At 73.6% G+C, this 25,742-nt stretch carries 23 protein-coding genes; 10 read left to right on the top strand and 13 right to left on the bottom strand.

The features are described 5' to 3' along the window. Positions 1-399 (top strand): ATP-binding protein, encoded by a 399-nt coding sequence (locus IEZ08_RS19240; protein ID WP_068923532.1) that lies wholly within the window; start codon positions 1-3, stop codon positions 397-399. A 128-nt stretch (positions 400-527) separates the two neighbouring features. After that, positions 528-1,394 (top strand): SGNH/GDSL hydrolase family protein, encoded by an 867-nt coding sequence (locus IEZ08_RS19235; RefSeq protein ID WP_068923533.1) that lies wholly within the window; start codon positions 528-530, stop codon positions 1,392-1,394. Positions 1,395-1,488: 94 nt separating this feature from the next. Here IEZ08_RS19235 and IEZ08_RS19230 read toward each other — a convergent pair whose 3' ends face one another. The 5 genes from IEZ08_RS19230 to IEZ08_RS19210 form a co-directional block, all read right to left on the bottom strand. Next, positions 1,489-2,244 carry a hypothetical protein gene (locus IEZ08_RS19230; protein ID WP_068923534.1) on the bottom strand — a complete coding sequence of 252 codons (756 nt, stop codon included), beginning with the start codon at positions 2,242-2,244 and terminating at the stop codon, positions 1,489-1,491. Between the two features lie 30 nt (positions 2,245-2,274). Further along, a complete protein-coding gene (locus IEZ08_RS19225; protein ID WP_084780090.1) occupies positions 2,275-4,080 on the bottom strand; it encodes an ABC transporter ATP-binding protein in 1,806 nt (601 codons plus the stop codon). Further along, positions 4,077-5,825 (bottom strand): ABC transporter ATP-binding protein, encoded by a 1,749-nt coding sequence (locus IEZ08_RS19220; protein ID WP_068923535.1) that lies wholly within the window; start codon positions 5,823-5,825, stop codon positions 4,077-4,079. Before IEZ08_RS19220 ends, IEZ08_RS19225 begins: the two co-directional genes overlap by 4 nt. A gap of 308 nt (positions 5,826-6,133) precedes the next feature. Further along, on the bottom strand, positions 6,134-6,847 hold the full coding sequence (locus IEZ08_RS19215) for a response regulator (protein ID WP_068923536.1): 714 nt from the start codon (positions 6,845-6,847) through the stop codon (positions 6,134-6,136). Continuing rightward, the gene (locus IEZ08_RS19210) at positions 6,844-8,289 is read right to left on the bottom strand and encodes a sensor histidine kinase (protein WP_203863457.1); all 1,446 of its coding nucleotides are present in this window, start codon (positions 8,287-8,289) and stop codon (positions 6,844-6,846) included. Before IEZ08_RS19210 ends, IEZ08_RS19215 begins: the two co-directional genes overlap by 4 nt. A 136-nt stretch (positions 8,290-8,425) precedes the next feature. On the opposite strand from IEZ08_RS19210, the gene IEZ08_RS19205 reads away from it, so the two are divergent. The 4 genes from IEZ08_RS19205 (at position 8,426) to IEZ08_RS19190 (ending at position 14,660) form a co-directional block, all read left to right on the top strand. Further along, positions 8,426-9,397 carry an ATP-binding cassette domain-containing protein gene (locus IEZ08_RS19205; protein ID WP_189242608.1) on the top strand — a complete coding sequence of 324 codons (972 nt, stop codon included), beginning with the start codon at positions 8,426-8,428 and terminating at the stop codon, positions 9,395-9,397. Then, positions 9,394-10,959, top strand: a complete 1,566-nt coding sequence (locus IEZ08_RS19200; RefSeq protein ID WP_068923538.1) for an ABC transporter permease subunit — start codon at positions 9,394-9,396, stop codon at positions 10,957-10,959. Before IEZ08_RS19205 ends, IEZ08_RS19200 begins: the two co-directional genes overlap by 4 nt. A 113-nt stretch (positions 10,960-11,072) precedes the next feature. Further along, the gene (locus IEZ08_RS19195) at positions 11,073-12,095 is read left to right on the top strand and encodes a YihY/virulence factor BrkB family protein (protein ID WP_229803282.1); all 1,023 of its coding nucleotides are present in this window, start codon (positions 11,073-11,075) and stop codon (positions 12,093-12,095) included. An 84-nt stretch (positions 12,096-12,179) separates the two neighbouring features. Further along, positions 12,180-14,660: a PAS domain S-box protein gene (locus IEZ08_RS19190; protein WP_068923539.1), complete on the top strand. Its 2,481-nt coding sequence runs from the start codon at positions 12,180-12,182 to the stop codon at positions 14,658-14,660. Between the two features lie 65 nt (positions 14,661-14,725). On the opposite strand, the gene IEZ08_RS19185 is transcribed toward IEZ08_RS19190, so the two are convergent. Beyond that, complete coding sequence (locus tag IEZ08_RS19185) at positions 14,726-15,367, bottom strand: class I SAM-dependent methyltransferase (protein WP_068923540.1); 642 nt, start codon at positions 15,365-15,367, stop codon at positions 14,726-14,728. A gap of 155 nt (positions 15,368-15,522) precedes the next feature. Here IEZ08_RS19185 and IEZ08_RS19180 point away from each other — a divergent pair, with 155 nt between their 5' ends. Continuing rightward, the gene (locus IEZ08_RS19180; RefSeq protein ID WP_189242607.1) at positions 15,523-16,308 is read left to right on the top strand and encodes a Clp protease N-terminal domain-containing protein; all 786 of its coding nucleotides are present in this window, start codon (positions 15,523-15,525) and stop codon (positions 16,306-16,308) included. Positions 16,309-16,375: 67 nt separating this feature from the next. On the opposite strand, the gene IEZ08_RS19175 is transcribed toward IEZ08_RS19180, so the two are convergent. Further along, positions 16,376-17,137: a pirin family protein gene (locus IEZ08_RS19175; protein WP_068923542.1), complete on the bottom strand. Its 762-nt coding sequence runs from the start codon at positions 17,135-17,137 to the stop codon at positions 16,376-16,378. A 155-nt stretch (positions 17,138-17,292) separates the two neighbouring features. Here IEZ08_RS19175 and IEZ08_RS19170 point away from each other — a divergent pair, with 155 nt between their 5' ends. Then, positions 17,293-17,760 carry a MarR family winged helix-turn-helix transcriptional regulator gene (locus IEZ08_RS19170; protein ID WP_189242606.1) on the top strand — a complete coding sequence of 156 codons (468 nt, stop codon included), beginning with the start codon at positions 17,293-17,295 and terminating at the stop codon, positions 17,758-17,760. Here IEZ08_RS19170 and IEZ08_RS19165 read toward each other — a convergent pair. The 4 genes from IEZ08_RS19165 to IEZ08_RS19150 all read right to left on the bottom strand — a co-directional run bounded on the left by IEZ08_RS19165 (position 17,681) and on the right by IEZ08_RS19150 (position 22,185). Then, positions 17,681-18,556, bottom strand: coding sequence for a cytochrome c oxidase assembly protein (locus tag IEZ08_RS19165; protein WP_229803280.1), 876 nt, complete (start codon positions 18,554-18,556; stop codon positions 17,681-17,683). The genes IEZ08_RS19170 and IEZ08_RS19165 overlap by 80 nt on opposite strands. 5 nt (positions 18,557-18,561) lie before the next feature. Further along, complete coding sequence (locus IEZ08_RS19160; RefSeq protein ID WP_068923545.1) at positions 18,562-19,089, bottom strand: DUF2243 domain-containing protein; 528 nt, start codon at positions 19,087-19,089, stop codon at positions 18,562-18,564. Positions 19,090-19,275: 186 nt separating this feature from the next. Further along, positions 19,276-21,438: an MMPL family transporter gene (locus IEZ08_RS19155; RefSeq protein WP_189242605.1), complete on the bottom strand. Its 2,163-nt coding sequence runs from the start codon at positions 21,436-21,438 to the stop codon at positions 19,276-19,278. 177 nt (positions 21,439-21,615) lie between these two features. After that, positions 21,616-22,185 (bottom strand): TetR/AcrR family transcriptional regulator, encoded by a 570-nt coding sequence (locus IEZ08_RS19150; RefSeq protein ID WP_068923547.1) that lies wholly within the window; start codon positions 22,183-22,185, stop codon positions 21,616-21,618. A 250-nt stretch (positions 22,186-22,435) separates the two neighbouring features. On the opposite strand from IEZ08_RS19150, the gene fabG reads away from it, so the two are divergent. Next, positions 22,436-23,197, top strand: a complete 762-nt coding sequence (fabG, locus tag IEZ08_RS19145) for a 3-oxoacyl-ACP reductase FabG (protein ID WP_068923548.1) — start codon at positions 22,436-22,438, stop codon at positions 23,195-23,197. A gap of 57 nt (positions 23,198-23,254) precedes the next feature. On the opposite strand, the gene IEZ08_RS19140 is transcribed toward fabG, so the two are convergent. Beyond that, positions 23,255-24,208, bottom strand: a complete 954-nt coding sequence (locus IEZ08_RS19140) for an adenylate/guanylate cyclase domain-containing protein (RefSeq protein WP_068923549.1) — start codon at positions 24,206-24,208, stop codon at positions 23,255-23,257. 189 nt (positions 24,209-24,397) lie between these two features. Between IEZ08_RS19140 and IEZ08_RS19135 the strand changes: the two genes are divergently transcribed. Next, entirely contained in the window at positions 24,398-25,006 is a 609-nt protein-coding gene (locus IEZ08_RS19135; RefSeq protein ID WP_068923550.1) for a phosphoribosylanthranilate isomerase, read from the top strand. Positions 25,007-25,023: 17 nt separating this feature from the next. Here the strand turns inward: IEZ08_RS19135 and IEZ08_RS19130 are convergent, their stop codons facing one another. Further along, complete coding sequence (locus IEZ08_RS19130; RefSeq protein ID WP_189242604.1) at positions 25,024-25,650, bottom strand: NUDIX hydrolase; 627 nt, start codon at positions 25,648-25,650, stop codon at positions 25,024-25,026. Positions 25,651-25,742: the final 92 nt, after the last annotated feature.

Genomic DNA, 25,742 nt, shown 5'->3' with positions numbered 1-25,742 from the left:
ATGACCGCCACCGGCGATCGGCGCTGGCCGATCACCTCTGACCTCGCGGGGCTGCGCGAGCGCATTCAGCTTTCCGCGACCCGTGCCGGGCTGAGCGGGGAGCGGCTGGACAACCTGCTGATCGCCGCGAACGAGGCGGCGATCAATGTGCTGGAGCACGGCGGAGGCAGCGGCACCGTGTCGATCTGGCAGGACGACTCCTTCCTGACGGTCGATGTGACCGACAGCGTGGGCAGCCTGAAGCCGCAGGACGCGGTGCGCGGCCGCCCGGAGAGGGGCGCCTCGCGCGGGTTCGGGTTGTGGCTGATGAGCCAGTTGTGTGACCAGCTCAACATCCATCAGGGGCCGGACGGCTCACGGGTCCGGCTGCGGATGCGGCTGCATCCGTCCGGGTCGTGAGACTCCGGGACCCGGGAACCGACCTTACTGGCGGGTAACGGGTGTGTGATGTCGGCTTGTCAAGCTCGTGGTGCGGGCGGACATTTGAGCGATGAGCCGATCGGGGGAGACAGCCCGAGGAGGCATGTATGAACGTCCCGCGCCGGATCCTCGTCCTTCTGACGGCCCTCGCCGGGGTGATGGCCGTGGCGCCGGTCCCGGCGCACGCGGCCGGCGGTGCGCCGGCCCGGGGCCCGGCGGCCGTCCGGACGGCCCCGGTCGCGGTCGCGCAGACCGTGATGGCGTCGCTGGGCGACTCCATCACCCGCGGGTTCAACGCCTGCGGCTTCTACGTCGACTGCCCCTCCAGGTCGTGGTCCACCGGCACCAGCGCGCGGGTCAACAGCCACTACCTGCGCCTGCGGGCCGACGATTCCTCTCTGGTGGCCTACAACGACGCGCGCTCGGGGGCCAGAATCGCCGATCTGCCCGGACAGGCGGAACAGGCCGTCTCGCAGCGGGCCGGCTACGTCACGATCCTGATGGGCGCCAACGACGCCTGCACCTCCTCGGAGGCGGGCATGACATCGGTGGCGGATTTCGAGGCGTCGTTCCGTACGGCGATGCGGACGCTCGTCACGGGCCTGCCGGAGGCGTCGATCTTCGTGGCGAGCATCCCCGACGTCGGGCGGCTGTGGGAGGTCGGCAAGGATGACTCGTCGGCCCGCGCGGCGTGGGCGGCGTTCGGGATCTGCCAGTCGCTGCTGGCCAGGCCGCGCTCGACCGACCAGGCCGATGTGGACCGGCGCGCGCGGGTGCGCCAGCGGGTGGCCGATTTCAACGCGGTGCTGGCCGGGGTCTGCGCCGAGCAGGTCATGTGCCGCTATGACGGCGGTGCGGTGTTCGGTTATCCGTTCGAGCTGTCCCACGTGAGCCCGTGGGACTACTTCCACCCGAACACCGCGGGGCAGCGCCTGCTGGCGGAGGTGACCTATCCGGCGGCCCTCGGCCGGTGACGGCCGGGGGTCCCGGCCGGTGGGCGGGCGGGATGTTTCCCGGTCCTGCCGGCCGACGGCGTCGTCGCCGGGGCGGGTCTCCGGCGACGGCCTCTCACCGCTGGCCGCGTCGTGGGGCGACGAACCGCAGGATGGTCTCGACGAGCCCCCGCCCCTCGGACGTGCTCCAGGAAGTGCCGCAGTAGGGATAGCGCACGTCGGTCAGGGGGATGCGGGCGCAGGAGGTGCTCCTGTCGGGCCTGCTGGGCCGGGCGGGACGGCCGGTGGTCTCATGTGTCCCGCCGGACGGGCGCCGGCCGGTCTCCGCCGGGCGGGCCGTGTCCTTCGCCGGCCGGGCGGTCTGGGACCGGTGCCCGGAGCGGGCGGCGGCCCGGTTCCGGCCGGGCCGTTCGGAGTGGCCGGCGCGCCCGGCGCGGGTGGCCGGCCGGTCGTCGTCCCTTCCGGCCGCCTGCCCCGGCCGCCGGTCCACTCCTTGCCGCCCGCCGTTCTGGACGGCGGGCGCGCGTACGTCCGTCCCGTGCCCGGAGGGGAGGACGGGCAGGCCGGAGCGGCCGGACGGCTTCCGCGGCTCCGGCCCGGGCGGCGGTTCGGCGGCCACGGCGGCGGGGACGGCGGAGGCGAGCTGCGGCAGGAGCGGGAGGGCCGGGAGCCCGGTGGCCCGGGGGGCGGGCCGCTCCAGGAGCCCGGCGGCCGCGGGCGGGGCCATCGCGGATCCGGCCGATCCGTATCTGCCGGAGTCCACGGCGAACGCGGCGATGACGACGGCGGTGGCCGCGAGGGCCGCACCGGCGGTCAGGTACGGCCGCCAGTCGTGCGCCCGAGTCTCGTTGCTCTCATTGCCGTACGGCACCGGCTTCCCCCCCTTTGTTACTGATAGTCATCAGTCTGTCACCGTGAGTCTTGAAGAAGGGTGATCTCCGTGGTCGCCGGGCGCGTCGGCCTGTATGGCCGCCGCTCTCGCCCCGGCCGAGGGGCGCGGCTCCTCCAGCGGGGTGAGCGACCACAGCCGCCGCATCTCCGGGCAGGTCTCCAGCAGTTCCTCCAACCGGCCCCGGCCGGTCACCCGGCCCCGGTCCAGGACGATGACCTGATCGGCCCGCGCCAGTACGGCGGGCCGGTGGGAGACGACCAGCAGCGTGCAGGCTCCGGTGATCCGCTCCCACAGCTGCCGCTCGGTCTCCACGTCCAGGGCCGAGGACAGGTCGTCCACCACGAGCAGATCCGGGGTGCGGACCAGGGCCCGCGCGGCGGCCACCCGCTGTGCCTGGCCGCCCGAGAGCCGCACGCCCCGGGGGCCGACGACCGTGTCCAGGCCATCGGGCATCCCGGCCAGGTCGCGGTCGAACGCCGCCAGTTCCAGCGCCCGCTCCAGGTGGTCGGCGGGCCGGCCGAGCAGAAGGTTCTCCCGCAGGGAGGCGGAGAACAACCGTGGCACCTGCCCGACGTAGGCGGTCCGGCCGGGCACCAGGAAGCGGCCGGGGTCGGTCACCGGCCCGCCGTTCCAGTGGATCGTCCCGGACGTCAGCGGTTCCAGCCCGAGCAGGGCGCGCACCAGTGTCGTCTTGCCGGAACCGACCGCACCGGTGATCACCGTGAACGATCCCCGTCTGACCTCCAGGTCCACCCCGTGCAGGCCGTGCCCGGTGGTGAGTCCCCGGGCCCGCAGCACCCGCAGCGGATCGTCGTGGGCCGGGCGGGGCGCGGCGGGGTGGTCCCGGTGGAGCCGGGCGCCGGTGTCGCGGGACAGGTCCTCTTCCGGCCCCATCAGCTGCGTGAGCCGCTCGACGGAGACACCGGCCTGGGGCATCCGCGACATGATCACGCCGATGGTCCGCGGAAGCGCGGTCAGCCATCCGACATAGGTGGTGAACAGTGCCAGGTCGCCCACGGTGAAGTCGCCGCGGCGCATGGCGGGGGCGGCCAGCAGCAGGACCAGACCGATGCTGATCTCGGCGGTCGCGCCGGTCGCGGCGTCCAGCAGGTCGGTCGCGAGCCGGTCCTTGACCGCCGCCTCGCGGCGCAGGCGGTTGTGCCGGCGCAGGCGTTCCAGCGCCGCCTCCTCGGCCCCGGCGGTCTTGATCGCCAGCACGCCGCCGAAGATCTCGCCGAGGTGGCCGGTGACGGCCGCGCCGAGAGCGCGGGAGTGCCGGTGCAGCCGCCTGATCGTCCGGTTCAGCAGGCGGCTCAGCACCCCGACCGCGATCACCGGCAGGACCAGGACCAGCGTGACGGCCGGGTCGATGGACGCCATGATCGTCAGGGCGGCGGTGCTGAACAGCACGGCCCCGGCCAGCGGTACGGACTCGTCGACGAACTGCACCACGTCGCCCGTGTCGTCGCGCAGCCGGGAGAGCCCTTCACCGGGGGAGCGCGGCGCCCGTCCCCGCCCGGCCAGGACCGAGCGCAGCACGTTGGCCCGGAGCAGGGCCGCCGCCGCGCTCCACCAGTAGTCTCCGTAGGTCCAGGCGATGACGATCGTCACGCCGCGGACCAGTTCGATCCCCGCGAAGGCCGCGCACAGCAGCAGCGGCACCCGGCCGGCGACGAGGTGGTCGAACAGCTGTTGCAGGATCAGCCCGCCGGCCAGCGGCAGGACGCTGGCCGGCAGCCACAGCAGACCGCCGACGAGGTAGCGGCGCAGCTCGAAGCGGGCCAGCGCGGCGGCCACTTTCATCAGTGGTCTCATCGGCGTACCCCCGCGAGCATCCGCGCGAAGTGGCCGGCCGGGTCGGCGAGCAGGTCCTCGCGCCTGCCGTACTCGATGATCTTCCCGTCGGACACGACGGCGATCTGGTCCACGCGCGACAACGACGCGAGCCGGTGCGCGATGAGCACGCCGGTCCTACCGGTCAGCAGCCGGGTGATGCCGAGGTCGACGCGGCGCTCGGTGGCCGGGTCGAGCCGGCTGGAGGCCTCGTCGAGCACCACGAGGCCGGGGTCGGCGAGGAAGGCCCGTGCGAGGGCCAGCAGCTGCGCCTCCCCGGCCGAGACCGTGCCGAGCTCGGCGTCGAGGTCCCAGTCGTCCAGCCCCACCTCGGCGAGAGCCTCCAGCAGGCGGTCGTCGCCGGGGTACGGCCGGAACAGGGTGAGGTTGTCGCGGACGGTGGCGGTGAAGACCTGCACGTCCTGGGTGACCATGCCGATCCGCCTGCGTACCGACGCGGTGTCGGCCTCACGCAGGTCCAGGCCCCCGACGCGGACGGTCCCCGCCGTCGGGTCGTACAGGCGCGCCACCAGGCGGGCGATGGTGCTCTTGCCGCTGCCGGTACGGCCCACCAGGCCGAGCGTCTCGCCCGGCGCGAGACGGATCGTGACGCCCGCGAGCACCGGTTCGTCATCGCCGTAGGCGAAGTCGACGGCGTCCAGCTCCAGACTGAGCGGCCCGGCGCCGGGCAGTTCCGCGGCGGGGGAGGGCTCGGGCACGGTGTTCCGTACGGCCAGCAGGTCGCCGATGCGCCCCAGCCCGGCCAGGGCCGTCTGGTAGTGGCGCAACTGGTTGACCAGCCGCTCGAACGGCGTGCGGATCATCAGCGTGTACTGGAGGAGCAGTACCGCGGTCCCGGCGCTGAGCGTGCCCGACAGGGCCAGCATCAGCGCCGTGCCGGCGGCGAACGCCACGCCGGTGGCGGCCAGCACGGAGCTGCCCACCGCGTCCCCGTGCCGCTCGGCCCGCCACAGCGCGGCGCTGAGCTGGTGGAACCGGCGGACGGCGTGCTCGCCGGCGCCGTTGGCGCGCAGGTCCTCCGCCCCGGCCAGCCGCTCCTCCAGGTAACCGGAGAGCGCGGCGTTCATCTCCCGCGCCCGGGTGGCGGACGGGACGGCCAGCCGCTGCGCGCGGACCATGCCGAGGCCGATCAGGGCGCAGTAGGCCAGCAGGACCGCGCCGACGCCCGGGTCGACGGTGGCCGTCACCACGGCGATCACGCCGCACAGCAGCAGCACACCGGCCACCACGTCCAGCAGGAACGCCACGACGAAACCGGCGACGGCGGCGACGTCGCCGTCCACCCGCTCGATCATCTCGCCGGGCGTGTGCCTGCCGTGGAAGGCCATGTCCAGGCCGAGCGCGTGCCCGGCCAGCCGTTCACGCAGCCGGTCGGTCCCGGTCCAGGCCAGTCGGGCGGCCAGCCAGGCGGTGAGGATCCGGGCGGCCTGCCCGGCGACGGCCAGGCCGAGGTAGCCCAGCGCGATGAGCGTGAGCCGGTCGGTGCCGGCGCCGGCGGCCGCGTCGTCGACGAACCGGCGGGTGAGCTGCGGCGCCGCCAGCGGCAGGGCCGTCGTGACCGCGATGGCGAGAGCCAGCAGTACGGCGGGGCCGGGTCCCGGCCAGAGGGAACGGAGCCGCCGGAAACGGAACCGGTGGAAACCGAGGGCGTGCCTACCGGGGGCCGCCCTCCTCGATGATGGTCTCGATGGTGATGAGGCCGACAAACGTCATGTCCTTCGCATGGGTGATCAGGGTGTTTCGGCTGGACATGAACGTGTGCCTCATTTCGCCTCCTCGGCAGACGGATCCACTGATCACGAGTAGAACAGGCGGCCGCCGCGGCGGGCAAACGGTTATCCGGACAGCCGGATGAGGGGGCCGGTGAACCGGTCCGGCTGCTCGGACATCGGCCCACGCCGAAGGCGGCTCCGGCGGACATCGGGTTCTGTCCCATGGAGATGGACGTTCCCGGGCATGTGATGAAGGGCGGGGAACGGTCTGCCTCGTCGCCCCCGGTGGGCGGGACGCCCTCTCAGGCGGAACGCCCCGGCCCCCGGGAGCCGGGGACGACCAAGCCCGTCTCGTAGGCGGCGATGACCGCCTGCGTCCGGTCGCGCAGCCCGAGCTTGTTCAGCACGCGGCTCACATGGGTCTTCACCGTCTCCTCGGTGACCGTCAGCCGGCCGGCTATCTCCGGGTTGGACAGGCCCTCGGCGACCAGGCGCAGGACCTGCGTCTCGCGGGGGGTGAGCGCCGCGAGGGCGGTCGAGACCGGGGCGTCGGCTGCGGCGACGGTCCGGGCCCGCAGGCGGGTGAACTCGCCGATGAGGCGGCGGGTGACCGCCGGGGCCAGCAGGGCCTCACCGGCGGCGATGACGCGCACCGCGTCGAAGAGCCGCTCGGCGGTGACGTCCTTGAGCAGGAACCCGCTGGCCCCGGCGCGGAGCGCGTCGTAGACGTACTCGTCCAGGTCGAAGGTCGTCAGGATGAGCACGCGCGGCCCGGCCTCCGCCGAGACGGCGAGCCGCCTGGTGGCCTCGATGCCGTCCATGCCCGGCATGCGCACGTCCATCAGGACGACGTCGGGGGAGAGCTCGCGGCAGACCCGGACGGCCTCGGCCCCGTCACAGGCGGTCGCCACGACGGTGAAGTCCGGCTGGGTGTCGAGCAGCGCGGCGAACCCGGTACGGACCACCAGGTGGTCGTCGGCGACGACGATCCGGACCGCCGGGGGAGAGACGCTCATCCGGACACCCCGCCCCCGGCCGGCAGTCCGGGCACCCCGCCCCTGATCGGCGTTCCGGGGACCCCGTCCCGGGCCGGCAGACGGGCCTCGACGAGGAAGCCGCCGCCGGCGGCCGGACCGGCGCGCAACCCGCCGCCGACGGCCATGGCGCGCTCGCGCATGCCGGACAGCCCGTGTCCGCCTCCGGTAACCGCGGAGCCTTCACGCGCGCCGGTCCGGCCGGCGGCGGCCGTGGCGGGTTCGCGCGCGCCGGACGGCCCCTGCCCGCCCGGCGCCGCCGAGGCCGGACCGGGCCCGTTGTCGCGGATCACCAGGCGCAGCGCGTCACCGGTGTAGTGCAGCTCCACATCGACGGCCGCGCCCGGCGCGTGCCGCCGGGCGTTGGTCAGGGCCTCCTGCACGATGCGGTAGGCCGCGAGCTCGACGCCGGGGTCGAGCGGGACCGGCGGACCGCTCAGGATGAGGCGGGTGCCCGTCCCGGAGGCCTCCCGCGCCTCGTCGAGCAGTTCGTTGAGCTCCTGCAGGCGCAGGCCCGGCTGGGGCCGCCGGTCCGCCGCCTCGGCTCCCGCGTCCTCGCGCAGCACGCCGAGCAGCCGCCGCATCTCGGTCAGCGCCGCCCGGGCGGTGTCGCCGATGGCCGACAGCCGCTCCGCGCCGGCGGCGGGCATCCCCGGGGTGGTCAGCCGGGCGGTCTCCGCCTGCACCGCGACCATGGAGATGTGGTGGGCGACGATGTCGTGCAGCTCACGGGCGATGCGCGCGCGTTCACCGCGCGCGGTGTGCTCCAGGAGGGTGTCGGCGATGGCCCGGCGGGCGGCGTCTTCACCCAGCGCCCGGGTGTGCGCCCGCCGGGCGATCCCGGCCAGGGCCGCCGCCGGTGCCAGGCAGGCCGCCAGCAGGATGGGGACGTCCGTCACGCCGAGCGCCGTACCGGCCAGGGCGGCCGCCACGAACGGCACCGCCAGCAGGACGGCCAGCGGCTGCGAGCCGGCGCGGCCGAGCCGGTACCCGCACACCAGCTGCGCGGCCACGCCCGCCGCGGTCAGCGTGTGGAAGGCCGCCAGTGTCAGCAGGCCCGCCGCGGAGACGGCGACGGCGGCCACGGCCGGCTGCGCCCGCGCGAGCGCCGCGGGCAGCGTGCCGGCCAGGCCGAGCAGACCGGAGACCACCAGAAGCGCCGGGGCGCCGGGACCCCGGTCCTGCGGCGCGTCCGCAGGACGCACGACCGTCTCGCCGGCCGGTTCCCCCGCAGGCGCGCTCACGGTCTCCCCGACGGCCCAGGAGGGCGGCGTGCCCGCGACGTGCGTGACCGACTCGGCCACCGCCAGCACCGCGAGCAGGACGGCGGCCACGACGGGAGCGTGCGGGGCTGCGGCGATCCGCCGCCCCCCGCCGGCCCAGCGGGCGGCCCGCCCGTGCCGCCGGTCATGCGCTCGTTCCACGGGGATCATTGTTCCCGCGGCGGGAGACTCCGGCATCCCTCGCGTGAGGGACGGAGCATCCCGCACACGAGCGACGGGGAAGATGGCTCCGCTCCGGGACGACCGCGGCCCCCGCCGCTGCCTAGGGTGCCGAGGCATGGAGGCAATCATCGAAGTCACCGGGCTGCGCAAGCGGTTCGGCCGGGTCGTCGCCCTGGACGGGATGTCGTTCACCGCGGGACCGGGGCAGGTCACCGGCTTCGTCGGTCCCGACGGCGCGGGCAAGTCCACCACGATGCGGGTGATCCTCGGCCTGGACGCGGCCGACGAGGGCAGCGCGCTGGTGGGCGGCCGGCCGTACCGCAGTCTGCGCCCCCCTCTGCGGCACGTGGGGGCGCTGCTGGACGCCGGCGCGCTGCAACCCGGCCGCACCGGCCGCGGCCATCTGCTCTGGCTGGCCCACTCCCAGGGCCTGACCGCCCGGAGGGTCGAGGAGGTGGTGGAGCTGGCCGGCCTGGGAACCGCGGCCCGGCGCAGGGCGGGTGGCTGCTCTGCGGGCGTGCGGCAGCGGCTCGGGGTCGCCGCGGCGCTGCTCGGCGACCCGCCGGTGCTCATGCTCGACGAGCCGTTCAACGGCCTGGACCCCGAGGACATCGTGTGGATGCGCGGCCTGCTGCGGTCGCTGGCCGCCGAGGGCCGCGCCGTCCTGGTCTCCAGCCGCCTGATGGGCGAGCTGCAGGACACCGCCGACCATCTCGTGGTGGCCGGCCGCGGCAGGGCCGTCGCCGACGCCGGCGTGGCCGATCTGATCGCGATCGCCTCGGCCCGCCGGGTCGAGGTGCGCACCACCGACCGCCCGGCGGCGATGACCGCGCTGGCGAACGCCGGGGCCACCGTGGCCGCCACCGGCCGTGACACCCTCGTCGTCTCCGGGCTGGCGGCCGAGCGCGTCACGGCGCTGCTCACCGCGGACGCGGTGCCGTTCTCCGGGGTGGCGGCCTACCGGGCGACGATCGAGGAGGCGTACATGGATCTCACCAGGGACATGGATCTCGCCGGAGAAACGGATCTCATCGGTGAGACGGATCCCGTCGGGGGCACCGCCGGGGGACGGGAGGCGGCACGATGAGCACCGGGACCGTCACACCGTACCGATCGTCTCCGCGGGCCGGGCGCGACGGCTTCGCCTGCCTGCTGCGCGCTGAGTGGACCAAGTTCCGCACCGTCCGCGGCTGGGTGCTCGCCACGGGCGGCGCGGCGCTGGTCACCGTACTGCTCGGCGCGCTTCTCGCCACGGGCATGCGCGCCACGTGCAGCAACGGCTCGGCCGAGATCGCCTGCCCCGCCCCTCCGACGGGCCCGGGCGGTGAGGCGGTGGAGGACAAGTTCTACTTCGTGTACCGGCAGCTGACGGGGGACGGCTCCATCACCGTCCGGGTGACCTCCATGACCGGCCAGATCCGCCGGCCCGACGCCATCCCCGGGGTCCGGAACGTCGTCCCCGGCGTCGTGCCGTGGGCCAAGGCCGGAGTCATCGTCAAGGAGAGCGGTGAGCAGGGATCACCGTACGCCGCGGTGATGGTCACCGGCGAGCACGGGGTGCGGATGCAGCACGACTTCACCCACGACACGGCCGGCCGGCCGGGCAAGGTGTCCGGGGAGTCACCGCGCTGGCTGCGGCTGACCCGCACCGGCGGCACGCTGACCGGCTACGAGTCCGCCGACGGCGCCGCCTGGGCGGTGGTCGGCACGGCCCGCCTGGCCGGGCTGCCGGACACGGTGCGGATCGGGATGTTCGCCACGTCCCCCGGCGACATCACGGCGACGGGCCGTTCCGGTGCGGCGGAGCGCTTCGCCGAGGTCACCGCCGTCTTCGACCGGGTCAGCCTGGAGGGTACGGCCTCCGGCGGCGGGTGGAACCGCCAGGACGTGGGGGTCACCATCGGGCCCGACGGCTCACCCCACCATCCGGGCGGGCTCACCGAGTCCGGCGGCACGTTCACCGTGACCGGAGTCGGCGACATCGCACCCCTGCTGCACGGCGCCAGGATCGAGACTCCGCTCATCGGCGTGGTGATCGGGCTGATCGTCGTGATCGTCGTGGCGGTGACGTTCGTCACCGCCGAGTACCGGAGAGGACTGATCCGCACCACCCTGCTGGCCAGCCCGCGGCGCGGCCGGGTACCGGCGGCCAAGGCCGTCGTGATCGGCGCGGTCGCCTCCGTCGCCGGGCTCGCCGCGGCCGGGGTCACGGTCCCGCTGGGCACGCGGATCCTGCGTGGGGGCGGCACCCCCGTCCTGCCGGTGGGCACGCTCACCGAGATACGCGTCATCGCGGGATGCGCGGCGCTGTTCGGCGCCACCGCCGTCCTCGCCCTGGCACTGGGCCTGCTGTTCCGGCGCGGCGTCGCGGCCGTCACCGCGGCCATCGTGCTGATCGTCGTTCCCCACGTCCTCGCGATCGCGTCCGTCCTGCCCGCGGAGGCGGCGCAGTGGCTGCTCCGGCTCACTCCGGCCGCGGCCTTCGCGGCCCTGCAGAGCATCCCGCGGTACCCGCAGGTGACCTACCACTACGTGCCGGCGGCCGGCTACTACCCCCTGCCTGCGTGGGCGGGGCTGGCCGTGCTGTGCGGTTACGCGGCGCTCGCCCTGGGCCTCGCGGTCCTCCTGCTGCGCCGGAGGGACGTGTGATCCCGGCCCTGCCGAAGACGCCCTGTTTCTCGATTTAATGGGCATTTCACGATTTTTCCGGCATCCTGCTCATCGATATGGGAACCGCAACACAGGTGCCGCAGACCCGGAGTATGAGCGGCGAAGAACTCTCCGCCGACCACGCCTGGGCGACACTGCGTGCGTACGGCGGCTGGCATCTGGTCCGCGACTCCTACACGCGGTTCCGGTACGGCGACGGCCTGACCAACTCCCGCGCGCTGGCCTTCCAGATCTGCCTGTCGATCATCCCCGGCGCCATCGCCCTGGTCGGTCTGAGCTCGGTGATCGGCCAGGAGCAACTGGGCCGGGTGCTGGGGCTGACGCTGAGCCACCTGTCGCCCGGACCCGGCGTCGCGGCCGTCCAGGACGTGCTCGGCGGCAGTCACGCGCAGGCGAGCCGGGCCGGCGGGACCCTGGCCCTGTGGCTCGGCCTGATCACCGCCCTGGCCTCGCTGACCAGCGCCATGGCGCAGATCGAGCGCGGGGCCAACCGCATCTACGGCGTCGAGCGCGACCGTCCCTTCCACCGCAAGTACGGCCGGGCCCTGCTGCTGGCGCTGAGCGCGGGCGCCTTCATGACGGCGGGCTTCGTCGCGATGGTCGGCGGCGACGCGATCGGCCGGGCCCTGGCCGAGGTCTACCGCTGGGACGAGGGCATGAGGGACGCCTTCGCCCTGGTGCGGTGGCCGGCCGGGTTCGTCCTGGCGCTGCTGTCCACCTCCGTGCTGTTCCGCGCCTCCCCGCGCCGCAGGCAGCCCGGCCACACCTGGCTGGCCTTCGGCGCGCTGGTCGCCCTGGTGCTGTGGACGGCCTTCACGTTCCTGCTGGCGCTCTACACGGTCAACAGCGGCACCTTCGGCGCCACCTACGGCCCGCTCACCGCCGTGATGGCCCTGCTGCTGTGGTCCTTCCTCGGCTCGATGGCCCTGTTCCTCGGCCTGGCCTTCGCCGCCCAGCTGGAGGCCTGCCGGGCCGGGGACTCCACGCCCTGCACGCCCGACCCCGGTCCCACCGCCGAGCAGGAACGCGAACCCCTGGTGGGCGCGGTGGGATCGGCGGTGCTCGCGGCCGTGCAGGCCGTGTTCCGGCTCTGGCGGCGCAGACGGGCCGGGTGACGGCACGCCTCCTCCTGCGGCACACAATGTGTGCGACCGGGCACTTGATGTAATGGTGTGACCGGAAGCCGCAGGAGGGTGCTCATGGGATCAGTGGCGCAGCTGGGTGAGAGCGCCGTCCTGCAGTCGATCCTGGAACGGGCGCACGACGCGTTCATCTCCCTGGACGGCACCGCCACGGTGCGGGCGTGGAACGCCGCGGCCGAGCGGCTGTTCGGCTGGAGCGCCGAGGAGGCCATCGGCCGCGACGTGAGCGACCTGATCGCCCCGCCCGCGCTGCGCCGCCGTTACCGGGAAGGGCTGAGCGTCCTGTACGAGCACGGCCCCGGTGTGCTGCCCGACCGGAGAGTGGAACTGGTCGTGGCCGACCGTTCCGGCCGGGAGTTCCCCATCGAGATGACCCTGCAGATGGACGACGACGCCCGCGGCGCGACGGCCGTGCACGCGTTCGTCCACGACATCAGCGCCCGGCAGGAGGCCCAGCGGCAGCTGGAGGCCGAGCGCACCTTCCTGCAGGCGCTGCTGGACAGCCTGGACGTGGGGGTGGTCGCCTGTGACGCCCGGGGCCGGGCGACGGTGACCAACCAGACGACGCGCCAGATCTACGGAGACATATCCGATTCACCGGTGCCTCCCGAGGCCTGGCCGGAGACCTACCACCTGTTCACCCCCGACGGGCGCACCCGGCTCCGTCCCGAACAGGTGCCGCTGGCCCGGGCCCTGGCGGGCGAGCACGTCGACGGCCAGCAGGTGATGATCTGCCCGCCCGGGCAGGGGGCGCGCCGCTGCCTGGTCAACGCCCGGCCCATCATCACCCGTGACGGGCATCATCTGGGCGCGGTGCTGGCCATGCGCGACATCACCGACCAGCACCGCGTCCAGGTGCAGCGGGAGGCCCAGCACGCCGTGGCCCAGGCCCTGGCCGAGGCCTCGTCGGCCGAGGCGGCCGCCACCGGGGTGCTGATCGCGGTGGTGCGGGCGCTGGGATGGACCTACGGCGAGTACTGGCAGGTCGCCACCGACCGGCAGAGCATGGTCCGCACCAGCTGGTGGAGCCGGCCCGATCGGGACGTGTCCGGCTTCGCCGGCGACCGGCACGCCCGCGTCCGGCGCGGAGAGGACCTGCCCGGAGGGGTCTGGGACACCGGTGAGACGACATGGATCCCCGATCTGGGCGCCGAGCCGCGGCCGTTCCTGCTGAAACAGGCCGCCCTGGACGCGGGCCTGCGCGCGGCCATCGCCCTGCCGGTGCGCAGCGGCGAGCAGGTCCTCGGCGTACTGATCTTCTGCGCCGACACCGTACAGGAACCCGACGACCAGCTGGCCGACCTGCTGGACGGCACCTGCGCGCACGTGGGCCGCTACCTGGAACGGCGCCGCGCCGAGGAGCTGGCCACGGATCTGGCCGAGAGCCGCCGCCACTTCGCCCGGGTCGTCGCCCAGCTCGACGACAACATCTGGACGGCGCAGGTCACGTCCGACGGGCAACTGCGCTCGACGTTCCGGGGCTCCAACATCGGCACCGTGCTCGGGGTCGAACCGCCCGGAGACGTCAACGTGGGCATACTGATCAGCGAGCGGACCCACCCCGAGGACCGGGCGCTGTGGGCGGGCTTCCGGGCCGAGCTGATCGCCGGGCGGCCGGCGCAGGCCGAGCTCCGCATCATCGGCCTGGACGGCGTCACCCGCTGGATCTGGATACGGGGCACCCCTCGCCGTGAGGGGGAGCAGACCTTCGTCGACGGCATCTCCACCGACGTCACCGAACGCCACCGGCTGGCCGACGAACGCGACCGGGTGAAAGACGAACTGGTGGCGCTGGTCAGCCACGAACTGCGCAATCCCATCGGCACCATCCGCGGTTATGTGGAGATGCTGCTGGAGACCGCCGGTCTGACCGAGACCCAGCGCAGGTTCGCCGACGTCATCGACCGCACCAGCGCTCACCTGCTGCACCTGGTCGACGACCTGCTGGACCTGACACGCCTGGACGCCGGGCAGATCAGTGTCGAGGCCCGCCCGGTGTCGCTGACCCGGCTGGTGCGCGAAGCGGTCGAGGACCACCGCGGCGCCGCCGAGGCCAAGCGCCTGGCCGTCTCCGTCGAGACGACCCCGCCCCTGCCGGTGCACGCCGATCCGCTGCGGCTGCGCCAGGTGCTGGACAATCTGCTGTCGAACGCGATCAAGTACACCCCCGAGGGGGGTGCCGTCACCGTCACCGCCGCGCCGTACTCCGCGGGGTTGGCGAAGTACGCGGAGCCTGTGGAATTCGCGGAGCTCGGTGATCCGTACTCCGGCGGCGCGGACCCGGCCGGGCAGAGCGCGGTGGTCACCGTCTCCGACACCGGCATCGGCATCCCGCCCGAGCAGTACGGCCAGCTGTTCTCCCGGTTCTTCCGCGCCTCCACCGCCCGCGAGGCCGGGATCAAGGGCACCGGCCTGGGCCTGGCCATCACCAAGGCCATCGTCGAAGCCCACGGCGGCACGATCGCCGCGGGCCCGCGCGAAGGCGGCGGCACCGTGCTGACCGTCCGTCTCCCCATCGCCACGGTGGAGTCCTCGTGACGCGGTGGGTGCGCGGTCGCCGGTGAACGGGGTCCGGTCTCCCGGCCGCGGCCCACCCGCCGCCGTCACCGGGGCTGCCCGGCCGGCTTCCGGGCGGCCAGCCGTTCCACGATGCCCAGGTTGAAGCGATCGCGGAGCTCGACGGACAGGCCGTGGGCGGAGAGGTGATCGAGGGGACGGCGCAGGTAGTGCTCGCCCGCCATGGGCACGGTCACCGCCTGCAGCAGGCGTTGCGCCGCGCGCACGGGCCAGGACGATCCGGCCACGTGGTCGGCGAGCAGCAGGACCCCGCCGGGACGGAGCACGCGGACCATCTCCGCGATCGCCCGCCGATGGTCGGGGATCGCGCACAGGGAGAAGGTGCACACGACCGTGTCGAAGGCGGCGTCGCCGAAGTCCAGCGCCTGCGCGTCCCCCTCCCGCAGATCGGCCCCGAGGCCGAGGCCGGCGGCCCGGCGCCGGGCCCGGGCGAGCATCCCGGGGCTCCACTCGATGCCGGTCAGCCGTACCCCAGCGGGGTAGAGGGGGAGGTTGATGCCGGTGCCCACGGCGACCTCGAGCGTGTCTCCGCGGGCCCGCCCGCAGATCCACGAGCGGGTGTCACCGAACAGTCTCCGGTCCCAGAAGTCCATCTGCCGGTCATAGGAGGCGGACGCCCTGTCCCAGTAGCGGCGCAGACGCTCGTCGCGCGCAGTGGAGCTGCCCATCGCGCCTCCCGTACGGCCGGTCGGACGGCGGTCGCCGTACCCCTGAGCCTACAGAGTGCCAATAATGGGGTTATGAGGTATGGACAAGAATCGCTTGTAAGGGTTATACATATGACGTAACCCCTTAATAACCCCATAGAACGGCGGAGTTGTCCATGCCGAAGGTCAACATCTACCTGCCGGACGAACTGGCGGAGGCGGTCAAGGACGTCGGCGTGCCGGTGTCGGCGGTCTGCCAGCGGGCTCTGGAGCAGGCGGTGCGCCGGATCACCGCCATCCGGCAGACCGCCCTGGGCGAGCTGGGGTCCGACGACCTGAGCGAGCGGCTGCCCCAGTTCACCGCCCGAGCCCGCGCCGTCATCAAAATGGCGATCGACCAGGCGCGCGCCGACGCCGCGCCGAACGTCGGGACCGGGCACCTGCTCGCCGCCATGGTGACCGAGGGCCAGAACCTGGCGCTGCACGTGCTCCGGGCGATAGAGATCGATCCCGCTCAGGCGCGGCGTGACCTGGAGCGGCAGACGCCCCCCGAGGAGGAAGGGGGCGGTGAAGGCTCGTCGGCGCACTTCAGCCGTCCGGCCGCGGGTGCGCTCGAGCTGGCGGTGACGGAGGCGACCGCGCTGGGGCACAACTACGTGGGGTGCGAGCACCTTCTGATCGGCCTGGTCTCCGAGCCCGACGGCGTCGCCGGGCAGGTGCTGCGGGCGCTGGGAGCCGAACCCCGGCTGACCCGCCGGGCCGTGACGGCCGCCCTGGCCGGCTACGTGCACCTGCGCGCCCAGACCGTGCCCACCACCGGGACGGCCGCCGGGGGCGCCGCCGGGGCCGACCCCATGCAGGCGCTGGCCGCTGCCGTGCGCCGGCAGGTGCAACCGCTCATCGAGCGCATCGAGCGGCTGGAGCGGCGCCTCGACCCCGACCCCGGCTCCGGCGACCGGTGAGCACGACGGTGCGCACGCTGGTCGCCGTGGTGGCCGTATGGTTCCTGCTGTTGCTGCCGATCCTGCTCTAGGCGAGGGTGGCGTGCATCTCCCACACCAGGATCTCGGCCGGTTCGGCGGCGGTGACCCTCTGGCCGCCGGTGGCGGTGAAGCGCACGGCGTCGCCGGTCTCCAGGCGCCCGGCGCCTTCGAGCTCGACGGTGCCGCGCGGGACGAACAGATGCACGAACGGCGCCTCGGGCAGCTCGACGTGCTGTCCGGGCTGCAGGCGGGCGGCGTACAGCGCGGCGTAGCGGTTCTTGATGCGGATGGCCGCGGCCCCGCCGTGCTTGTCCATGCCGGAGGCCACCGGCACCAGACCGCCGCCGAGCAGCTCGGCGTCGATCTCCAGCTGCTCGTAGCCGGGGGTGATGCCGGCCTCGTCGGGCACCACCCACATCTGCACGAAGTGCACCGGCTCGTCGTGGACGTCGCCGGCCAGGCGCCAGGAGTCGTTCTTCTCCGAGTGCAGGATGCCGGTCCCGGCGCTCATGCGCTGGGCCAGGCCGGGGTAGATGACGCCGTTGTGGCCTTCGGAGTCCTGGTGCACCAGGGAGCCCTGCAGCACCCAGGTGACGATCTCCATGTCCCGGTGCGGATGGGTGTCGAAGCCGAACCCGGGGCGCACGACGTCGTCGTTGTTGACCAGCAGCAGCCCGTGGTGGGTGTTGGCCGCGTCGTGGTGGTGGCCGAAGGAGAAGGAGTGCTTGGAGTCCAGCCAGCCGATCTCGGTGGTGAACCGGTCGGCGGCGCGGCGGACGTCGGTCTGCGGGATCAGCGGAGTACGCATGGCAGGGGTCCTTCCAGAGGCAGGGGCGGGCGAACCGGGACCGGCGGCGCCACCGACAGAAGATGATGCATCATGTATCTGCCTCAACCCATATGACGTGTCATGTATTCCGGAGACTTCATGATGTGTCATGCATGCTTGGGTAGGGTGACGGCATGAGCGCCCCTCGATGGCTCGACGACGACCAGCAGCGCGCCTGGCGCGCCTACCTGCGGATGCAGGGGCGGCTGAGCGCTGCGCTCAACCGGCAGCTGCAGGCGTCCTGCGGCCTGTCGCTGGCCGACTATGACGTGCTGGTGCACCTCACCGACGCTGCCGAGGGCAGATTACGCCCCTACGAGCTGCAGCGCGCCCTGGACTGGGAGCAGAGCCGCCTGTCGCACCACCTGAGCCGGATGCACCGCCGCGGCCTGGTCGAACGAGAGGAATGCGCCGAGGACGGCCGTGGCGCCTTCGTCGTCCTCACCGAGGCCGGCCGCGAGGCGATCACCACCGCCGCCCCCGGCCACGTCGAGACCGTCCGGAACCTGTTCTTCGACGTCCTCAGCCCCGACCAGGTCGACGCCCTGCAGCGGCTGGCCACCCAGGTGCTGACCCGGCTCGACGCCGCCACCGGCGAGTGAGGCGCGGCCCGGCCGCCGGCTCACCCGGCGCGCCGTGGGGGGACCGGCCGGGTGCGGGCCGCCAGGTGACCAGCAGCGCCAGGGCGAGCAGAAGCTCGGCGATGTCGCCGCCGTAGTACATCAGCTCGGCGCCGCCCCGGCGCTGCGCGTCCGGAACGCCCGGAATGAACACGATGCCGGCGTACATCAGCTGGGACAGCACGGCATGCCCGGCGACGGCCACCCCGAGCACGACCAGGCGGGAGGGGACCGACGGCCGGTGCGGGGCCGGGTCCGGACCGGCGATCACCCAGGCGAACAGGTAGCCGGAGGCCAGGAAGTGCGCGTGCACCAGATGGTGGGCCCACGGGGTGGCGGTGGTGAGGCCGTACAGCGGGGTGCAGTACAGCACGACCAGCCCGCCCAGGGTGAGCAGCAGGGCGGTGACCGGATGGGCGATCAGGCGGGCCGTACGGCTGCGCAGGAGACGGGTGAGCCGGCGGCCCCGGTGCGGCGGGAGCACGCCCAGCACCAGGGTGAACGGCGCGGCCAGCACCAGGGCGAGCGGCGCCAGCATGCCGATCAGCAGGTGCTGCAGCATGTGCCCGCGGAAGTCGCCCTCGCCGAAGGGCAGCACGTGTCCCAGGGCCAGGGAGAGCAGCGCGCAGCCGGTCAGGAAGGCTGAGCTGCGCCAGGGGCTCCAGGACCGCCCGAGGGCGCGGCGCCGGGCCACCAGGAGCAGGTAGGCGGCCGCCGCCAGGAGGGGCGCGAAGGCCGCCAGCGCGTCCGGCCCGGCGTGCGCGTGAGGGGCGGACACGGTGGTCAGCGCGCCGCGACGCCGGTCTCGGCCGGGTCGGCGGCCGGGGGACGGGCGCCGCGCTGCAGCAGCCAGCCGCCGGCCACCAGCAGCGCGCCCAGCGCCAGGAATCCCAGGTCCCACCAGAGCTGGCCGGGACCGGTGCGCACGTGGTGGATGCCCAGCAGGTGGTGGTCGATGACGCCTTCGACCAGATTGAACAGCCCCCAGCCGACCAGCACCCAGCCCCACAGGACCCGGGAGGCCCAGACGCGGCCGCGGCCGCGGGTGATGCGGGAGTACAGCAGCGCCAGGCCGGTCAGCACCGCCAGCCAGGTGAAGGTGTGGAACAGCCCGTCCCACAGGGTGTTGATCCGCAGCCCGTGCACGGTGGTGGCCGGATAGGGGGCCACGCCGATGTTGTCGGTGTCGGTGCTGGTCAGCATGTGGTGCCACTGCAGGATCTGGTGGAGCAGGATGCCGTCGAGGAACCCGCCGAGACCGACGCCCAGGACGATGCCGGGCAGGGTGATGGTCGGGCGCGTGGTGGCCATGGAGCCTCCAGGGATGGATGCCGGTACCCCGGCGCCTACCCCGAAGAGTCCGATCAATCGCCCGCCGTACGGCAAATGCCGGCAACCCCGAGGTCGGCGGCGGCGAAGGCCGCTACGGCGAACGGGCACGGCACCCGGCCGGGGTTTCCCGGCCGGGTGCCGTGCCCGCGTGGGGCGTCCGGCGTGCTACGCCATGGAGTGCTCGCGCTCGGCCGTCGCGGGGGCGGTGGTGAGGCTCTCCCCCTCGATGTCGAGGTTGGGCAGGGCCCGGTCCAGACCGCGGGGCAGCCACCAGGCGGCCCGGCCGAGCAGGGACATCACCGCGGGCACCAGGGTCATCCGGACGACGAAGGCGTCGATGAACACGCCGATGGCCAGGGCGAAGCCGATGGACTTGATGATGGGGTCGTCCATGAGCACGAACCCGCCGAAGACCGCGATCATGATCAGGGCGGCGGCGGTGACGACGCGGGCGTTGTGGCCCAGGCCGTTGACGGTGGCCTGCTGGGGGGTGTCGCCGTGGACGTAGTCCTCACGCATGCGCGAGACCAGGAACACCTGGTAGTCCATGGCCAGGCCGAACAGGATGCCGATCAGCAGGATCGGCAGGAAGCTGACCAGCGGGCCGGGGGTGTCGACGCCGACCAGGTCGGCCAGGTGGCCCTGCTGGAAGACCGCGACGGTGATGCCGAAGGTCGCGCCGACGGTGAGCAGGAACCCGGCCGCGGCCTTGATCGGCACCAGGATGGACCGGAAGACCAGCATGAGCAGCAGGACCGAGAGCCCGACCACGAGCAGCAGATAGACCGGGAGCGCGTCGGAGAGCTTCTCGGAGATGTCGATGCCGATCGCGGTGACGCCGGTGAGGGAGACGTCGGCGCCGGTGATGGTGGCGACCTTGTCGCGGATGGCGTGGACGGCGTCCTCGGTCGCGGCGTCGGTGGGCCCGCCGGTGGGGATGACGGCCAGCAGCGCGGCGGTGCCGGAGGCGTTCAGCTGCGGCGGCGCGACGGCGAGCACCCCCTCGGTACCGGTGATCAGCTTGGCGGCCCGGGCGGCCGCGGCGGTGGTGGCCTCCTTGTCGGCGGCGGTGACGACGGCGATCAGACGGCCGTTGAAACCGGGACCGAAGCCCTCGCTGGTCAGGTCGTAGGCCCGGCGGGCGGGGGAGTCCTCGGCGGCGGTGCCGGCGTCGGGCAGGGCCAGGCGCATGTCCTGCATGGGCAGCGCGAGCGCCCCCAGGCCCAGGACGCCGGCCAGCAGGATCGGCACGCGCAGGCGGATGACCATGCGGCCCCACCGGAACCCGAACGCCTCCCGCGGCGCCCGCCGGGACGACTCGGCCTGCCCGGCGCGGTGCTTACGGGGCAGGACGCGCTCACCGGCGAAGCCGAGAACGGCCGGCAGGAGGGTCAGCGCGACGGCCACGGCCACGGCCACGGTGGCGGCGGCGGCCAGGCCCATGGCGGTCAGGAACGGGATGCCCACCACCGACAGACCGGCCAGGGCGATGATCACGGTGACGCCGGCGAAGACCACGGCCGATCCGGCGGTGCCGGTCGCGCGGCCCGCGGCTTCGCGGGCGTCCATGCCCTCGGCCAGGAACTGCCGGTAGCGGGAGGTGATGAACAGCGAGTAGTCGATGCCCACGGCCAGGCCGAGCATCAGCGCCAGGGTCGGGGCGGCGCTGTTGAGCTCCACCACGCCGGTCAGGGCGAACAGCCCGGCCATGCCCGCGCCCACACCGACCAGCGCGTTCACCATCGTCATGCCGGCGGCCACCAGGGAGCCGAAGGTGACGACCAGCACCACCGCGGCCACCAGCACGCCCAGCGCCTCGGACGAGCCGACCTCCGGCGCGCCGCCGGCGACCGGTTCGCCGCCGGGCTCGACGCGCAGACCCTCCAGGCCCTGGCCGACGTTCTCGTAGGCCTCGCGCTGGGCGTCGGTCAGATCGGTGACCTTGGCGGAGAACTGCACCTGGACCAGGGCGTAACGGCCGTCGGGGGAGATCGACCGGGCGGCGAACGGGTCGACGGCGGCCAGCACGCCGGGCACGGCCGCCGCCTGGCTCACCACGGGCTCCACCTGGTCGGGGGTCAGCTTCTGCGCCGTGGCCGAGGCGATGACGATGGTGCCGGTCGCACCGCCGGCCTGCGGGAACTGCTGCCGCAGGGTGGTCATCGCCCGCTGGGACTCGGTCCCCGGCATTTTGAACTCACTGCTGGTGGAGCCGCTGAACGCCGCGGCGGCGCCGCCGAGCAGGGCCAGCAGCAGCAGCCAGACGGCCACCACCCGGCCCCGCCGGTGGAAGGAGGACCGGCCGAGCCGGTAGAGCAGAATCGCCACTGTGGGACACCTTCGATGAAGAACGACAGTCGGTCGTGAGGGGCTGTGGTCGGGGGGGTGAAGTCCATGCCGGGACGACCGCGTGCGGCGGCGCGTCTCGGTGCTCTCCCGGTGCTCTCCCGGTGTTCTCCGGGGACCGGCGTCTTCCGAGGAGCCGGTGTTCTCCGAGGGCCGGGGTCAGTGGCCGGGGCGGCCCGGGTGGCCCAGGGCGTCGTAGCTGACGTCCACGAGGTGGCCTGCGGCGGTGTCGGGGAGCAGGTGCTCGCCCAGCGCGGTGCGGGCCACCGCCAGCGCGCCGATCGCGCCTGCGACCCGGACCACTCTGTCCATGTCCGCGTCGGGATCGAGCAGGAACGCCTCGACGATCACATCGGCGACGGGCTGCAGCGGGACGCTCTCGCCACCCACGGGGTCACGCAGCAGCGTCGCCAGCAGCAACGCGATGAATCCCGGGCGGCGCATCGCCAGTCGTGCCAGGGCGGTCAGCGCGGTACGGTCACGCCGCGGCCCCGGTGCCTGACCGCTCGCCTCGCCGAGGGCGTCGCGCAGCTCGGCCAGGCACCGGACGACGACCTCCTCCTGCAGCGCCTCCTTGGAGGGGTAGTGGCGCAGCAGGCCGCTCTTGGAGTAGCCGACCGCGTCGGCGACACGCTGGATCGAGGTCTCGGCGAAGCCGTGGCGGGCGAACAGCAGGGCGGCGCAGTCGATGATCTCCTCATCGATCTGCTCCCGGGTCTGGCGAGGCATGAGACCAGGATAGGCGCTGTGCGACCGTTTTGGTCGCAATGAGACCGTGATGGTTCCCACAGCGGAAAAGCCTCAGGACGGCCGATCCGCCACGGTGACTTTCCCGGAGGACACGCCGGGAGGCCGCCGTGCGGGCGATCTGCCCTCCGGAGAGCGTCTACTTTCGGGAGAGACAAGATCTTGCCCCGAGGCGACGGCTGTCCCACCCTTTGAGAGCAGGCGTTCCCTCTCGAGCACACCGGGAGACCCCATGACCCAGCAGGCACCCCGTACGGCCATCGTCACCGGCGCGGCCCGGGGCATCGGAGCCGCGACCGCCAGGCGCCTGGCCCGGGACGGCTTCGCCGTGGCCGTCCTCGACCTGAACGCCGACGCCTGCAAGCCGGTCGTCGACGAGATCACCTCCGCCGGCGGGCGGGCGCTGGCCGTCGGTGCGGACGTCTCCGACGAGCAGGCTGTGGCCGATGCGGTGGCGCGCGTGGCCGACGGGCTCGGCGCGCCGACCGTGCTGGTCAACAACGCCGGCATCATCCGCGACAACCTGCTGTTCAAGATGAGCACCGATGACTGGGACGCCGTCATGGGCGTGCACCTGCGCGGGGCGTTCCTGATGAGCCGGGCCGCGCAGACGTTCATGACCGAGGCCGGGTGGGGCCGGATCGTCAACCTGTCCAGCACCTCGGCGCTGGGCAACCGGGGCCAGGCCAACTACTCCGCGGCCAAGGCGGGTCTGCAGGGCTTCACCAAGACCCTCGCCCTGGAGCTGGGCAAGTTCGGTGTGACCGTCAACGCCATCGCCCCCGGCTTCATCGAGACCGAGATGACCGCCGCCACCGCCGCCCGCCTCGGCGTGCCGTTCGAGGACTTCAAACTGGCGGCAGCGTCCCAGATCCCGGTGCGGCGGACCGGCCGGCCGGAGGACATCGCGCACACTGTGTCGTTCTTCGTCAGCGAGGACGCCGGATTCGTCTCCGGCCAGGTCATCTACGTGGCCGGCGGGCCGCGCACCTGACCGCGGAGCTGCGGGGCGCGAGCGGCCACCCGGGCCTCGCGCGGTGGCCGCGCCGCACTACCGGCGCGGGTTCCTGGTGACGGTGGAGGGCACCAGCTCGCCCAGCCCCCGCACGACGAGACGGTCCATCGGCCGGAGCGTGAACGCGTCGTCGCCGGTCAGCTCCTCCGCCATCGCGGGGTCGACCAGCACGGCGCCGGTGGCTGCCAGGGCGGTGAGCCTGCTGGCCAGATTGACCGTGGTGCCGAACACATCGCCCATACGGCCGATCACCTGGCCGATCGCGAGCCCCACCCGCAGCGCGGGCGTGCTCTTGGACCGGGAGTGGGCCTCCACGAGCCGCAGGGCGATGTCGGCCGCGGTGGCCGCGCTGTCGGCGACGAACAGCACGGAGTCGCCGAGCGTCTTGACGACCCGGCCCTGCGCCGAGGTGACGACGTCGGCCGAGCGGCTCTCGAACCGCTCGACGAGGGCGGCCAGCTCCTTCTCGGAGATCTGGCGGCTCAGCCGGGTGAACCCCACCAGGTCGGCGAAGCCCACGGCCAGCCGTACGGTGCCCGTCTCCTGCTCGACGACGCGGCCCGCGGCGGCGGCCAGCTGCCGCCGCCAGGCGTAGACCAGGAGCCGCTCCAGGTCCGGCACCACCCGGTCGGCCCGCGCGCGCCAGGTGTCCACGCGCTCCTCCCGGGGGACCCCGGCCTGGTCGAGCGCCTCGGCGCCGATCACGGCCTGCGACTCCGCGAGCCGGGCGGTGGCCCTGCCCAGGGACCGGGTCACCAGGAGGGCGTGCTCCTCGTCGTAGGTCCCGTCGCGCACCAGGCCGACCAGTGTCAGGAGCGCCTCGACGTCGGAATCGGTGAACTCCACCGCGTCGTCGGCGACGTTGGCGAAACCGAAGGCGCGCCAGAACCGCCGCGCGCGGTACATCGGTATGCCGGCCATCGCGGCCACCTGGCGGCTTGTGTAGCGGCGGTGCTGTCGGAGGAACGCCCCCGCCAGATCGTCGGCCACCGTATCCTCAACCGTTGTCGATTTCCCTTTGGGCCCCTTAACCGAGAATCGCACCATACATCCCACGGGTTGCCGAATGCCAGAACGGAGCGGTCCGGCGGCTCCTCGCGGGCCGCAGGACCCCGGTCACCGGTCCCGGCCCGCTGCGGATCTCTCCCCGGGTCCGGTGTTGCCGCTACCCTGCGCAGGATGTATGTGAAGATATGCGGGCTGCGCGAGCCCGAGCATGTGGCCGCCGCGGTCGAGGCGGGCGCGGACGCGATCGGCTTCGTCCTGACCCGCAGCTCCCGGCGCGTCACCCCCGAGCGGGCGCGCGAGCTGGCCGCGGCGGTGCCCCCGCACGTGCTGACCGTGGCGGTGTTCGCGGGGGAGGCCCCCGCTCAGGTGCGGGCGGCCACGCTGGCCTCGGGGGTGCGCGCCGTCCAGCTCCACGGCGACCATCCGCACGGGGACTTCACCGCGCTGCGCGACCTCGGCGTCACGCTGGTGCGCGCCGGAGCCGCGGAGGTGGACCCGCGCTGCGGGGCCTTCGACGAGGACCTGCTCATCATCGACGCGCCCCGGCCCGGCTCGGGGGAGCCCTGGGACTGGGCGGCGGTGCGCGGGCGCCCGTCGGGCCGCTGGATGCTCGCCGGAGGGCTCGCCCCGTCGAACGTGGCCGAGGCGATCGCCGCGGCCCGTCCGTGGGGGGTGGACGTGTCGAGCGGGGTGGAGAGCGCGCCGGGGATCAAGGACGCCGGGCTCATCCGGGACTTCGTCGCCGCGGCCCGGGGAACCGCGGCGGGACCGCCCGCCTGAAAGGCATCGATCTCCGTTCAGCGATGCGTCCACTCCGGCTGCAGGAAGTCGGCCACCCGTGCGGTACGGCCGAGCAGCACGACCTCGCGGAACTGCCACAGCAGCGCTCCGGTCGGAGCGTGCACCACCATCCGCGGGCCCAGGTGCATCTGCAGCAGCTGTCCGCCGTCCGGCTGCGGCACCCATCGCACCGCGTCCGGCGCGGCCAGCCGGTGCAGTGGCACGTGGTGCACGGAGTGGACTTCCTCGGCGCTGGGTGTCAGCGGTCCGGGATCCCGCACCGCCACGACGAGCGGGGTGATCGTGAAGTTCGAGGCGGCGGGGAAGTCGTCCAGCCGTCCCAGCACGGCGTCCGGGGCGGCGGTCAGCCCGATCTCCTCGTGCAGCTCGCGCAGTGCCGCCTGCAACGGGGTCTCGCCGGCCTCCAGGCGTCCGCCCGGCAGTGCCCACTGGCCCGCGTTGCGGCCCCGGTAGGCCCGCTTGATGACGATCACCGAGGGGGCGCCCCCGTGTCCGACGACGCACAGCGCCACTGCGGCCCGCCGGATGCCCGGCGTGTCGGGCAGGGTCGTGTGGCGGTGGGCCGACAGCCGGGCGGCGGCGTGCGCCCGCAGTGCCTCCAGGTCGTTGAGGGGATCGTCCATGGACGAATCATGCCAGACGATCATTCGTCCGCCGCCGGGAGCCGGGGCAGCCGGGCGGCGCGGGTCCCCGGGTGCGGCGCTCGGGGTGTGCT

This window comes from Planobispora rosea (assembly GCF_014648175.1).
GTDB classification, from domain to species: Bacteria; Actinomycetota; Actinomycetes; order Streptosporangiales; family Streptosporangiaceae; genus Planobispora; species Planobispora rosea.
Note: the sequence above shows the minus strand (reverse complement) of the source record. Positions and strands in the feature narration are given on the sequence as shown.

What these genes read in the sequence shown, in the direction of transcription:
- IEZ08_RS19240 (WP_068923532.1), top strand. Translation starts at nt 1, where the DNA reads ATGACCGCCACCGGCGATCGGCGCTGGCCGATCACCTCTGACCTCGCG.
- IEZ08_RS19235 (WP_068923533.1), top strand. Translation starts at nt 528, where the DNA reads ATGAACGTCCCGCGCCGGATCCTCGTCCTTCTGACGGCCCTCGCCGGG.
- IEZ08_RS19225 (WP_084780090.1), bottom strand. Translation starts at nt 4,080, where the DNA reads ATGAGACCACTGATGAAAGTGGCCGCCGCGCTGGCCCGCTTCGAGCTG.
- IEZ08_RS19215 (WP_068923536.1), bottom strand. Translation starts at nt 6,847, where the DNA reads ATGAGCGTCTCTCCCCCGGCGGTCCGGATCGTCGTCGCCGACGACCAC.
- IEZ08_RS19205 (WP_189242608.1), top strand. Translation starts at nt 8,426, where the DNA reads ATGGAGGCAATCATCGAAGTCACCGGGCTGCGCAAGCGGTTCGGCCGG.
- IEZ08_RS19200 (WP_068923538.1), top strand. Translation starts at nt 9,394, where the DNA reads ATGAGCACCGGGACCGTCACACCGTACCGATCGTCTCCGCGGGCCGGG.
- IEZ08_RS19195 (WP_229803282.1), top strand. Translation starts at nt 11,073, where the DNA reads ATGAGCGGCGAAGAACTCTCCGCCGACCACGCCTGGGCGACACTGCGT.
- IEZ08_RS19190 (WP_068923539.1), top strand. Translation starts at nt 12,180, where the DNA reads ATGGGATCAGTGGCGCAGCTGGGTGAGAGCGCCGTCCTGCAGTCGATC.
- IEZ08_RS19185 (WP_068923540.1), bottom strand. Translation starts at nt 15,367, where the DNA reads ATGGGCAGCTCCACTGCGCGCGACGAGCGTCTGCGCCGCTACTGGGAC.
- IEZ08_RS19180 (WP_189242607.1), top strand. Translation starts at nt 15,523, where the DNA reads ATGCCGAAGGTCAACATCTACCTGCCGGACGAACTGGCGGAGGCGGTC.
- IEZ08_RS19175 (WP_068923542.1), bottom strand. Translation starts at nt 17,137, where the DNA reads ATGCGTACTCCGCTGATCCCGCAGACCGACGTCCGCCGCGCCGCCGAC.
- IEZ08_RS19170 (WP_189242606.1), top strand. Translation starts at nt 17,293, where the DNA reads ATGAGCGCCCCTCGATGGCTCGACGACGACCAGCAGCGCGCCTGGCGC.
- IEZ08_RS19160 (WP_068923545.1), bottom strand. Translation starts at nt 19,089, where the DNA reads ATGGCCACCACGCGCCCGACCATCACCCTGCCCGGCATCGTCCTGGGC.
- IEZ08_RS19150 (WP_068923547.1), bottom strand. Translation starts at nt 22,185, where the DNA reads ATGCCTCGCCAGACCCGGGAGCAGATCGATGAGGAGATCATCGACTGC.
- fabG (WP_068923548.1), top strand. Translation starts at nt 22,436, where the DNA reads ATGACCCAGCAGGCACCCCGTACGGCCATCGTCACCGGCGCGGCCCGG.
- IEZ08_RS19135 (WP_068923550.1), top strand. Translation starts at nt 24,398, where the DNA reads ATGTATGTGAAGATATGCGGGCTGCGCGAGCCCGAGCATGTGGCCGCC.
- IEZ08_RS19130 (WP_189242604.1), bottom strand. Translation starts at nt 25,650, where the DNA reads ATGGACGATCCCCTCAACGACCTGGAGGCACTGCGGGCGCACGCCGCC.